The 10833-nt window shown below is 62.4% G+C and carries 11 protein-coding genes; 4 read left to right on the top strand and 7 right to left on the bottom strand.

All coding sequences use genetic code 11. The features are described from left to right. Positions 1–604 precede the first annotated feature (604 nt). The 5 genes from PQQ95_RS33650 to PQQ95_RS33630 all read right to left on the bottom strand — a co-directional run bounded on the left by PQQ95_RS33650 (position 605) and on the right by PQQ95_RS33630 (position 4939). The gene (locus PQQ95_RS33650) at positions 605–1456 is read right to left on the bottom strand and encodes an ABC transporter ATP-binding protein (protein WP_408445929.1); all 852 of its coding nucleotides are present in this window, start codon (positions 1454–1456) and stop codon (positions 605–607) included. Then, positions 1456–2199, bottom strand: coding sequence for an ABC transporter permease (locus tag PQQ95_RS33645; protein ID WP_201075486.1), 744 nt, complete (start codon positions 2197–2199; stop codon positions 1456–1458). The genes PQQ95_RS33650 and PQQ95_RS33645 overlap by 1 nt, the downstream gene beginning before the upstream one ends. 12 nt (positions 2200–2211) lie before the next feature. Further along, positions 2212–2844 (bottom strand): VOC family protein, encoded by a 633-nt coding sequence (locus PQQ95_RS33640; protein ID WP_408445926.1) that lies wholly within the window; start codon positions 2842–2844, stop codon positions 2212–2214. A gap of 85 nt (positions 2845–2929) precedes the next feature. Beyond that, positions 2930–3961: an ABC transporter substrate-binding protein gene (locus PQQ95_RS33635; protein WP_408445923.1), complete on the bottom strand. Its 1032-nt coding sequence runs from the start codon at positions 3959–3961 to the stop codon at positions 2930–2932. Positions 3962–4018: 57 nt separating this feature from the next. Beyond that, positions 4019–4939 (bottom strand): fumarylacetoacetate hydrolase family protein, encoded by a 921-nt coding sequence (locus PQQ95_RS33630; protein ID WP_408445920.1) that lies wholly within the window; start codon positions 4937–4939, stop codon positions 4019–4021. A 241-nt stretch (positions 4940–5180) separates the two neighbouring features. Between PQQ95_RS33630 and PQQ95_RS33625 the strand changes: the two genes are divergently transcribed. Then, positions 5181–5852 (top strand): GntR family transcriptional regulator, encoded by a 672-nt coding sequence (locus PQQ95_RS33625; RefSeq protein WP_408445918.1) that lies wholly within the window; start codon positions 5181–5183, stop codon positions 5850–5852. 110 nt (positions 5853–5962) lie between these two features. Here PQQ95_RS33625 and PQQ95_RS33620 read toward each other — a convergent pair whose 3' ends face one another. Both PQQ95_RS33620 and PQQ95_RS33615 read right to left on the bottom strand, forming a co-directional pair. Further along, positions 5963–6910, bottom strand: a complete 948-nt coding sequence (locus tag PQQ95_RS33620; protein WP_408445916.1) for a dihydrodipicolinate synthase family protein — start codon at positions 6908–6910, stop codon at positions 5963–5965. 39 nt (positions 6911–6949) lie between these two features. After that, positions 6950–7906, bottom strand: coding sequence for an alpha/beta hydrolase (locus PQQ95_RS33615; protein ID WP_408445913.1), 957 nt, complete (start codon positions 7904–7906; stop codon positions 6950–6952). Between the two features lie 217 nt (positions 7907–8123). Here PQQ95_RS33615 and PQQ95_RS33610 point away from each other — a divergent pair, with 217 nt between their 5' ends. From PQQ95_RS33610 to PQQ95_RS33600, 3 genes are all read left to right on the top strand, one after another. Further along, the gene (locus PQQ95_RS33610; RefSeq protein WP_408445911.1) at positions 8124–8552 is read left to right on the top strand and encodes a VOC family protein; all 429 of its coding nucleotides are present in this window, start codon (positions 8124–8126) and stop codon (positions 8550–8552) included. Next, the gene (locus tag PQQ95_RS33605; RefSeq protein WP_408445908.1) at positions 8549–9505 is read left to right on the top strand and encodes a 2-hydroxyacid dehydrogenase; all 957 of its coding nucleotides are present in this window, start codon (positions 8549–8551) and stop codon (positions 9503–9505) included. Before PQQ95_RS33610 ends, PQQ95_RS33605 begins: the two co-directional genes overlap by 4 nt. A gap of 123 nt (positions 9506–9628) precedes the next feature. Beyond that, the gene (locus PQQ95_RS33600; RefSeq protein WP_408445905.1) at positions 9629–10654 is read left to right on the top strand and encodes a porin; all 1026 of its coding nucleotides are present in this window, start codon (positions 9629–9631) and stop codon (positions 10652–10654) included. Positions 10655–10833: the final 179 nt, after the last annotated feature.

Raw genomic sequence — 10833 nt, 5'->3', positions numbered from 1 at the left:
CTCTTTGCCGCCGCAAAGAGAAGTAAGCAAGAGAAAGCGGCTCACACCGCTAGCTTATAAGCGGGTCCCTCGCACAGTCACGGTAGTGGCGCATCTGGAATCCGTGCTCTCGCGCATTCGGCGCGAGTGACAAAGGCGTCATACTTCCGGCGGCGCTGCGCGCGCCGAAGCGTATTTCTTAAAACCGACTGCTGCGTTTCCGTGCTTACGTCTCACCGTCGAACCGTGACTTCCGGGGAAGTGCAGAGGCGCGCCGCCGAGGCGAAGCCGATGGCTCTCACAGACCTCAACCGAAGCCGCTGGTTTCCCATGCAAACCCATCCGCGACGCACGCAGTGCGGAGTGGGAGCTGATGACAGCCTGGTCACTACCGCCGAATGTGCGAGGGCACGGATTCCAGATGCACCACTACCGTGGCTGCGCGGGGGACCCACTTAAGAATTAGCGGTGTGAGCCGCTTTCTCTTGCTTACTTCTCTTTGCGGCGGCAAAGAGAAGTAAGTGCCCGCCCCGCACAGGGGCGACACTAATAGACCAATAACAAAACAAGGAAAGGCCAACGCCCGAGGCAAACAACCAAACAGACGCCAAAGGCAAAAAAAAACCTAAAACACCCCCATAAGCCTGGAAAGCTCCGAAACACACTCCCCATAAAGCGGATCACTCTTAACCTGCTCAGGCTCCCGCGGCCGCGGCAAATCGATCTTCAGATCATGCACAACCCTCCCTGGCCGCTCCGACATCACCAACACCCGATCCGACAAAAACACCGCCTCATGAATGCTATGAGTAACCAGCAAAACAGTCAGCGTGCTCTGCTGCCAGATCCGCAAAAGCTCAACATTCAACCGGTCCCGCGTCAACGCATCCAACGCCCCGAACGGCTCATCCATCAGCATCACCCGCGGCTCCAGCAACAGAATCTGACCAATCGCGGCACGCTGCCTCATCCCACCGGACAATTCATGCGGATACCGGTCGGCGAACGCCGTCAATCCCAAAGTCTCCAGCAACGCTGGAAGCCGCTCCTCCACCTGCGCCCGCGGTACATTCCTCAACTTCGCGCCTAAGCGGATGTTCGCCCCGACCGTCAGCCAGGGCAGCATATTGCTCGTCTGAAACACCACGCCAATATCCGGCACCGGCGCGGAAATCGACTCGGCGCCCAGCAGAATCCGCCCACCATCGCAGGGCACCAGACCCGCCACCATCCGCAGCAAGGTGCTCTTGCCACAACCGCTCGGCCCGAGGATCGAGACGAACTCGCCCTGGCGAATCTGCATCGACACATCGTCGAGCGCGCTAAACGCCCCTGCCCCGCCTCGCGCGGCAAATCGCTTGCCGACCTTCTCGACGGAAATCAGCGCGGGCGCCGCTTCGTCGCGATGCAAAGAATGAACCTGTGCGCCGGTTGCCGCGGCGCGCTGCACGATACGCAACTTGTCGACCAATGCCATCAGACCGTCACTCCTCTCCACCACACGCCGCGCGAAACCAGTTCGACGGCCCAGTAAAACAGCATCGCCAGCACGGTCACCATCAGGATCGCAGCGAACGACAACGACGTCTGCGCATTCGATGTCGCAAACACGATCAGATGCCCCAGTCCTGACTCTGATCCAATGAACTCGCCGACAATCGCGCCAATCACCGCCAACGGCATGGCGATCTTCAAACCGTCGATCAGCGCGGGCAACGCAGCAGGCAAACGCAAATACCAGAAGGTCTTGGCCTGCGAAGCGCCGAGCGCCCGAAAATGCTCGTCCAGATTGCGCGGCACACCGGCCAGGCCGCCCATCGTCGCGATCACGATCGGGAAGAAAGCGAACAGCACGGCGGCCGCCAGCTTCGATGCAAACCCATACCCGAACCACACGATCAGCAAGGGCGCGAGCGCGATCTTCGGCATGCTCTGCAATGCGGTGACAAGCGGAAACAGCGTGCGCCGCGCAATACTCGACATGCTCGCGAGCAAGCCGATCGTCAAACCGCCGATCAGCGCCAGTGCGAACCCGGCGAACACTTCCCACGCGGTCGCCAACGTATCGGACAGCAACTGTCCACGCATTTCCCAACCGGCCGCGAAGACCTGCGACAGCGCCGGCAACACATATTCGCGCGTGCCCGTCCAACGCACGCCGAATTCCCAGATCAGACCAATCACGATCCAGAACGAGACAGTTTCGATCAATCGCTTCATGAGGGTTCCGAATTATTCGTGATCGGACGGATCGGCTTTCGCTGAAACCCGAGCCGTGGACTGTGCAGTTTCCTGAACCGTTCCTTGCGCTGTTCCTTGCCCCTCTCCCTGCGCCGATTTTTGCGCCACCAGGTGCGGCGGCGGTGGCACGACGAAGCGTTCAAAGCGGTATTGGTCGAACGATTCGATCGTGCGTTCCCACACCTGCGGTTCATGCGCGTCGCGCTCGCCGATCTGCGTCATCTCGCAGTACACCTCGACGTTGTTGCCATCCGGATCCTTGAAGACGAGGAACAGGTTATTACCCGGACCATGCCGGCCGATACCACGCACGATCTCGACACCATGCTCCTGCAATACCTTCACCGAACGCTCCATCTCCTCGTAGCTGTCGATCAGATACGAAAAGTGCTCGAGGCCTGGGCGCGAATAACGCGGCAGATCGTTGAAGTCGGCGGAATCTTTCGGCAGTTGCGCGAGCGCGAGATCGTGGTGATCGCTGCCGGCGCGCAGAAACACCATCTGGTCGCCGATCCAGTCCGATACTTTGAGGCCCAGCACGTCGGTATAAAACTGCGCGGACTTCTGGATGTCGCGCACCATCAGCACCATGTGTCCAAGCCGCTTCGGACGCAAACTGTTCATTGCCTTGTCTCCAATGTGCCCGCGCCTCGCGCGGGCGGGTTGGAGCGAACGCATCGTCCACACGACGCGCCGCTCCCGAACGGATTTATTCGACGAACCGATTCGTATAGAGATCGGCCGCTTTCACCTTCGTGCCGGTGCCGAACGCACGCGAAACAAACGCTGCGGTTGCCTCCATGCGCGCCGGACGCAGCCAGCCGGTCTTGTGCTGGGCAGGATCGTCGGCGATCAGGCCGTTAGTCTCGACGATCTGCTGCAACAGGATCGTCTTGTCGAGCACCGGATAGAGTCCACCAATCGCATCGGCGGCTTCCTGCGGATGCTCGCGCATCAGCGCATAACCGCGATACGTCGCGGCGACAAACCGCTTGACCACATCGGGATGCTGCGCCACGAAAGTATCGGTGGTGACGATGCCGTTACCCATCATATCCAGCCCAAAATCCCGGTAATAAACCTTGCCGAGCTGCTGCCCCGCCCGCTTCGCCAACGCCGCCTGCACGGGCAGGCTCGCGCCTTCCCAGCACTCCGACAAGTCGATACGCTTTTGCAGCAGCGCGGTATTGATCACAGCGGGATCGAGCCGCACGGTCTTGATCGCATCGGGCGCCATGCCGTTCTGCTTGAGCCACGCGGGCATGATGTTCTGCACCGGCGAGGCGCCACCGCCGCCGAGTGTCATCCCCGAAAGATCCTTAAGCGTGTTCACCTTGAAGCCGGGACGCTCGAGATAGCACATCGCCCCGGGCCAGCGCGTGTTGATCGCACCGACCATCACCGCATGGCCGCCGTGCGCGCGATTCAGCATCACGCTCACCGGATCGCCGTAGCCGAACTCGAACAGGCCCTCGTCCACTTCATTGACGGTGCGCTGACCGCCATATCCGCGCATCACGCTAACGTCGAGTCCGGCGTCGCGGTAATATCCCTTCGCCTGCGCGAGCAGGATGCCACCGGTGCTGCCCTGCGGCAGCCACGCCAGATTGACGCGCACCGCATCGGCCGCGTGGGCGCTCGTGAAAAGCGCCGTGGCGGCCCATGCAACCGCGCTCAACGCAGCCTGCTGCCTCAATGGCTGAACCAGCCGTCTTACCGCGCGCCGTACCCGCTGCAACATGTCGTGTTCCCCGTCTATGAGTGGAGTGAATGGATGGCGCGGCGAGCGCGCTGACGCTCAGCCGGCGACCAGCGGATTCTCGATCGAGCCGATCCCCTCGATCGATGCGACCATCACGTCGCCCGCCTTCAGATAAATGCCGCGCCCCATGCCGACGCCGGTCGGCGTGCCCGTCGCGATCAGATCGCCGGGCTGCAGCGTGAGGATCGTCGATAAATATTCGATCTGCTCGGCGATGTTGAAAATCATCCCGGACGTATTGCCGTCCTGCATCATTTCGCCATTCACCGCGAGGCGCATGCGCAGATTCTGCGGCTCGGCAATGCAGGCGCGCGGCACGAACCAGGGGCCGAGTGGGCCAAAGGTATCGAAACTCTTGCCGCGAAACCAGTCGTGTTTGAACGGATAGTCGGTGCGGCGATTCAGGTCGCGCGCGCTGACGTCGTTGAGAATCGTGTAGCCGGCGATGTAGTCAAAGGCGTCTTCTTTGGCGATGTGGCGGCCGGTTTTACCGATCACCACGGCCAGTTCCACTTCCCAGTCCACCCGTTCCGCGTGCGGCGGAATCACCACGTTGGCAAGCGTCGGCACCACGCTCGTTTCGGCTTTCATGAACATGTACGGCGTGCTTTCCTCACGGGGCGCCAACTCAGTGCCCATCTCCTGCGCATGCTCGTAATAGTTCGACGCTGCCGCGAAAATGCGCCGCGGCTGGTACGGCACACCCAGTGTGTAGCCGGAGAGCGGTGCGACGTCGAGCGTGCCCGCCTCGATCGCCCGCGCCGCGGCTTCGAGCCGTTCGACGGTCGCCGCGCCATTAGCCTCCCAACCGGCGATCAGCGTACCGACGTCGGCGAGAGGCGCCGTTGAAGCGGTTTGCTTCAACACCGCTTGTGCGTCGTACAGCCTGTCGCCGACCGCCAGGCCGGTGGCCGTGCGGCCATTCAATTCGTAAGTTGCGATACCAAACCAGGTCACGTAATGCCTCGCTTTTTGTGTTTGTAGGGTGTTAGTTAGCTGCTGTCGAGGGTTCAATAATTCGTATACATTCAGTCATCCATGTATTTTTATTAACATTCTCGTATACACTAATCGGGGTATGAACACGTTCGCGCGTACACTGCATGGGCCTGCAGAGGCCAAATATGCGCGGTGGCGATTGAGGCGGTTGGGTCGCTGGCGCATAATGGGGCCACTTGCTCACGGTTTCGCTCAACCCATGACCATCACGATGACGACGCTCTCCTCCAAGATCTACCGCCTGCTGTGCGACGAGATCATCGACGGCACGCTCGAACCGGGCCAAAAGCTCGAAGAAGCGGTACTCGCCGAACGCTTCAACGCCTCGCGCACGCCGATCCGCGAGGCGCTGCGCGAACTCGCCGCGCGCGGCCTCGTCGAGCTGACGCCACGCAAGGGCGTGGTGGTCGCGCAATTCAGCATCGACGAACTCGCCGACATGCTCGAAGCGATGTGCGAGCTCGAAGCGCTGTGCTGCCGGTTGAGCGCGCAGCGTATGAGCCTCGTCGAGAAGAAACAGCTCGAAGAGCTCCAGACCGAAATGAACGCCGCGATCGCGCGCGGCGATGAAACGGAGTACTTCCAGCTCAATCGCGAATTCCACGAACTGATCTGCAAGGGCGCGCAAAGCAAATCGCTGGCGTCGATCATGTCCGTCCAGCGGCAGCGTCTGGCAGGCTTTCGCGCCGCGCAGCCGGCTTCGCCGTCGCGCTTCGAAGCGGCCACCGACGAGCATCGCGAGATCGTCTCCGCGATCCTCAATTCCGAACCGGAACGTGCGTACAACGCGATGCGCGACCACACGGCCCGGCTCTCGATCGTCGTGCTCGGCCGGCTCAAGCGCCAGCGCACCGAGCGCGAAAACGCCTGAGCCTTTGAGCCGCACGTGTCGATGCGGGCGCGACGTCGGCTGTGGGCCGGCCGGCAGTTGCATGCGCCGCGCTGGGCGCATACGCCGCAGCGGCTGCAGTCGCTGCACGCTCACGCGGCCACCGTCGCAAGCGATGCCATCGACGGCATCGAAAAATCCAATGCCTGAAGCTGCTGTAACAGCGCGCCGGACTGTGCCGGATTCATCGGCGTAAGCGGCGGCCGCACGCGCGCCCATTCGCCATCTTTAGCGAAGTGCGCGACGATGCTTTTCAACGCGGGGATCATCGGTTGCGCCTGCACGGCGAGGCGAACCGTCGCGACCTTGCCTTCCCACACGCCCCGCTCCTCCTGCGTCGCCGCATTCAGCAGACTGGCAATGGCATGCGGCTGAATATTCGCTGTCGCCGAAATGCAACCGGCCGCGCCCAGCGGCAGCGCTTTACCGAGCAAAGCCTCGGAAGCGGGGAACACCGCGAAGCCGGGAAACTTCTCCAGCATCGCCGCGGTGTTGGCCCAATCGCCTGAACTGTCCTTGATGCCCACCACCGTTTGCGGATACGCCGCGATCAGCCGCTCGATCAGCGTGTGCGTGATCGGCACGCCGGTGAACTGCGGGATGTGATACAGCAGCACACGCAACTGATCCGAGCCGACGGCCTGGATCACGTCGGAGTAGTAGGCGAACAGACCGTCATCGCTGACGCCCTGGTAGAAAAACGGCGGCAGCATCAACGCGCCGGCGCAACCGGCCTCGGTGGCGTGACGTGTCAATGCGATCGCGTCGGGCAGCGCGCATGCGCCCGTGCCCGGCAACATCTGCGTGGGATCGATACCGGCTTCGATCACGTGGTCCAGCAACGCGTGACGTTCGGCAAGGCTTAGCGAGTTGGCTTCGCTATTCGTGCCGAACAGCGCAAGTCCGGCGCCCTGCCCGACCAGCCACCGACAGAACGCGACGAACCGCGCGGCATCGACATCCAGCCCGGCGGTAAATGGCGTAACGACCGGCGCGAATACGCGCGGCCTGGAAAAAGTAGACGGACGGCTAACGGACATGCGGATCTCCTGATTGACTGAACGGATAAACGTGGACGATCACGCGCTGAAAAAATCGAGCATCGCGTCGCCTAACAACGTCTCACCCGAATCGAAATGCGCGACGACTGATGTGTGGTTGTGCCGCAGCATCTGCATGAAGCGCGGTGCGCGTTTGGGCGCGGCGTCACCGGCGCGTTGACGTGCTTGCAGCACGCGCTCGAAGAAAGCCGCACCGTAGGCGTCCAGATAGGGGTTCTCGTATTCGGCGACAACCACCATTAGCGGCGTGTCGAAATGTGCCGCGTGGGTCAATGGCGAGCGCGCGGCATAGGTTGTTTCGTCCGCGCCGAAATAGGCGCGCACACCTGCTGCGTTCGGGTTGTCGGGAAGCACGTCGGCCGCGAGCCGTGCACTGATCAGGACCGCACCGGCAACCGCCGGCGCGCTGTCGCGCACACCGGCCAGCAACGGATCGCACAGGTAAGTGGCAACATGCGCGCCGCCCGCCGAATGACCGACCAGAAAAATCCTTTGCGGATTGCCGCCGAATTCGGCCACATGTTTCCGTGCCCATGCCAGAGCGGCAGCGACGTCGTCTGCACCGGCGGGATACGGCGCTTCGGGCGCAAGCCGGTATTCGACATTCAGCGCGACGCAGCCCTGCCTCGCAAACCAGCGCGACACGTTGTCGTAAATGAGTCCGTTGAAACTTTTGCTGCCGCGCAAAAACGCACCGCCATGGACGAACAGCACGACGTCGGCATTGCCCTTCTCTCTCGTTTCCGCGGACGCAAACACATCCAGACGCTGCCGCTCATGGCTGCCATAGGCCCTATCGCGCACGACCTCCAACGGCTCCCCCGCATCCCGCGCAGCAGCCACCAACGGCGAATACGCGTCGATCACCAGATCGCGATGCGTATTGATATCGCGCCCCCACACCGGTCCGATCTGCGCAAAACGCTGCCTGAGCGCGGCGGAAAGACTGCCCAACGGGTCCTGCAAGGTATGCATCGATGGTCCTCATACAGTGCGCCGAGCCGTCGCTTCCGACAGCGCCCGGCCTATGAGAACCATTCTGGTATATCAATTTGTTTTTGTGTATACATTTGTTATACGTAGTATACCTGGTGAAGTTGCGGACACACTTGATTCACAGTCACGACAACCCTCCCTTCGCCGACAGGCGATTTACCCGCATGACAACCCGGGGACACCCCAAGGACATCTCATGGACAAGCTCCGCCACATCGCGCTCTCGGTCGACGATCCCGAGGCCGCCGCGCAATTCTTCGAACAGGCATTCGGCATGCGCCGCGCGGGCAACGCGATGCGCGGCATCTACATGACGGACGGCACAATGAACGTGGCGCTCCTCAACTTCAAGGACGAGACCGTCCCCGGTTACGCGGGCCTGAAGGACGTGCGTGGCGTGATCCATTTCGGCATGTGGGTGGACAGCGTCGAAGACACCGCGGCGCGCGTGGTCGCGGCGGGCGGCACGTATCTGACGGGACGTCACGAGAAAGATCCCAACGTGTTCTACGAAGTGAAGTACCGGATGCCCGACGGCACCGTGTTCGACATCACCGAAAACGGCTGGAAAGGCGCGGTGAAAGACGTGGCGCCAGCCGCTCAAACCGCCGATCCGCAATCATGAGCACGGCGCTGAACGGCAAGCATGTGCTGGCGCTGATCGCCCTGCCCGACGCAACACTCGATGCGCTGCGGCACGACTACACGCTTCACTATCATCCCGACGGCTGGGGCGAGGCCTTGCCGGCCAGCGTCGATCTGGCGAACGTGCGCGCGGTGCTGACCAACGGCTCGACCGGTCTTTCCGAGCCGCAGATGGCCGCGCTGCCCGCGCTGGAGATCATTAGCGCGTTCGGAGCAGGCTATGAGAACGTCGACGTGGCCGCCGCCGCGCGACGAGGCATCGTGGTAACGCATGCGCCCGGTGCGAACGCAGCGACCGTCGCCGATCACGCCATGGGCCTGCTGCTCGCGCTCGCACGCGGCTACGCGCCGCTTACCGAAGCGGTGCGCGCCGGCCGTTGGCGCACTTCGCGCGCCGAGCGGCCCACGCTGACGGGTGCCCGCCTGGGGATCGTCGGGATGGGACGCATCGGCAGACTGATCGCGACCCGCGCGCAGGGCTTCGACCTGACGCTCGGCTATCACGGACGGCAACCGCATGCCGACGCGCCGGGCCGGTATTACGCGGACCTCATCGAGCTTGCCGCCGCCAGCGATTTTCTCGTGATCGCCTGCAACGGCGGCGCGGCGACGAAGCATCTGGTCGACGGCAAGGTGCTGCAAGCCCTGGGGCCAAACGGCTACGTAGTGAATGTCTCGCGCGGCTCCGTGCTCGACACGCAAGCGCTGATCGACGCCCTCGCTCACGCCGCGATCGCCGGCGCGGGACTCGACGTGATCGAAGACGAACCCGAAGTGCCGCGCGCCCTGCTCGATCATCCCGACGTGCTCATCACACCGCACATCGCGGGTCGCTCGCCTGCTTCCCTGATCGCGCAACGAGACGCGTTGCTCGCCAGTCTGTCCCAGCACTTCGCGCACGCACCCATCGAATTCGCGGTGCGCACCGCCTGAAACGTGGCGGCGCAGCGTCGCGCCGCCATCTGGCGCTTCATTGCTGTCTCGCCGCTGCTTTGCTGTTTTCTCGCCGATGTCTTGCTGTTTTCTCGTTGTTCCCACTGCACAAGAGGATCCGCCATGAACGTTCGATCGTTGGGCGCGCTCGCGCTCAGTTGCGCCGCCGCATGGGGACTCGCGTCCCACGCTGTCAAAGCGCAAACGTCTGTCGCGCTGTATGGGCTCGTCGGACTCGATATCGCCAGCACCAAACGAAGCAATGGACCGCCCGCCGCCATCGCCGAACAGAGCCCGGGACTGACGGCGCCTTACTGGGGCATTCGCGTCAACGAAGATCTCGGCGCCGGCTATCGCGCGATCGCCGTGCTCGAAAGCTTCTTCCAGCCGACTAACGGCGGCGTCGGCCGCACCGCCGCCGATCCGTTCTGGGGACGCAATTCGTACGTCGGCATCGCCGGACCGTTCGGACGCGTGACCCTCGGGCGGCACACCAACCTGCTCTACCTCGCCGAACAGGCGGTCAATCCGTTTCAGGCGTCGATCCTGTTCTCGCCGCTCGTCATGCAGACGTTCACCGCGCCCTACGGCGGCAGCATCGCGGGCGATACCGTCTGGAACAACGGCATCCAGTACACCAGCCCCAATCTCAACGGACTCACCACCACCGCGGTGTATGCGCCCGGCGGTTTCGCGGGCTCGGACGGCACGTACAACGCCGCGCTATCCACGCTCTATGCAGGAGGTTCGCTCACCGCTGTCGCGACCGTACAACGCACACGGGTAGTCGCGGGTGTGGCGTCGCCGACACAGAACGCATATATCGTCGGCGCCGCCTATGATTTTTCGCTCTTCAAACTGTATGGCGCGCTGCAAGGCCTGCGCACCGATTCGACCCATATCGGTGCGCACACCTACGAAGCCGGTCTCTCGGTACCGCTGACCTCGCAACTCACGGCGCTGGCGGAATGGGCATACACGCGCCGCAGCGCCCCGAAAAACGCCGTCACCGGCCGCAATACCGGCTCTGCAGGCCTCGACTACTTCCTGTCGAAACGCACCGATCTGTACCTGCTTACCGTCTACGACAGGCTCTCCGGCTATGGCACCGCCATGACCTATGCAGCCGGAATCCGGCATCTGTTTTGACGCGCGATGCCATCAGGGTCAACCCGCTATAACTAAATCGCTGTTTTGTATAAAAAAATAAAGCTCTGAATCCAAATTTTGCCGTGGGTATAATTTTTACCAGTTTGTGTATACACGACAGAAAAGGACGTAACCGCGGCTGTCGCGCGCGACGACAGCACTCTCACCACACGAAAAGA

This window comes from Paraburkholderia caffeinilytica, from assembly GCF_046030355.1.
GTDB classification, from domain to species: domain Bacteria; phylum Pseudomonadota; class Gammaproteobacteria; order Burkholderiales; family Burkholderiaceae; genus Paraburkholderia; species Paraburkholderia caffeinilytica_B.
This window is presented reverse-complemented; position numbering and strand designations above follow the sequence as displayed.

Excerpts from the sequence above, each read along its gene's own strand:
- PQQ95_RS33615 (WP_408445913.1), bottom strand. The coding sequence starts at position 7,906 with ATGCATACCTTGCAGGACCCGTTGGGCAGTCTTTCCGCCGCGCTCAGG.
- PQQ95_RS33620 (WP_408445916.1), bottom strand. The coding sequence starts at position 6,910 with ATGTCCGTTAGCCGTCCGTCTACTTTTTCCAGGCCGCGCGTATTCGCG.
- PQQ95_RS33605 (WP_408445908.1), top strand. The coding sequence starts at position 8,549 with ATGAGCACGGCGCTGAACGGCAAGCATGTGCTGGCGCTGATCGCCCTG.
- PQQ95_RS33625 (WP_408445918.1), top strand. The coding sequence starts at position 5,181 with ATGACCATCACGATGACGACGCTCTCCTCCAAGATCTACCGCCTGCTG.
- PQQ95_RS33650 (WP_408445929.1), bottom strand. The coding sequence starts at position 1,456 with ATGGCATTGGTCGACAAGTTGCGTATCGTGCAGCGCGCCGCGGCAACC.
- PQQ95_RS33600 (WP_408445905.1), top strand. The coding sequence starts at position 9,629 with ATGAACGTTCGATCGTTGGGCGCGCTCGCGCTCAGTTGCGCCGCCGCA.
- PQQ95_RS33610 (WP_408445911.1), top strand. The coding sequence starts at position 8,124 with ATGGACAAGCTCCGCCACATCGCGCTCTCGGTCGACGATCCCGAGGCC.
- PQQ95_RS33635 (WP_408445923.1), bottom strand. The coding sequence starts at position 3,961 with ATGTTGCAGCGGGTACGGCGCGCGGTAAGACGGCTGGTTCAGCCATTG.
- PQQ95_RS33640 (WP_408445926.1), bottom strand. The coding sequence starts at position 2,844 with ATGAACAGTTTGCGTCCGAAGCGGCTTGGACACATGGTGCTGATGGTG.
- PQQ95_RS33645 (WP_201075486.1), bottom strand. The coding sequence starts at position 2,199 with ATGAAGCGATTGATCGAAACTGTCTCGTTCTGGATCGTGATTGGTCTG.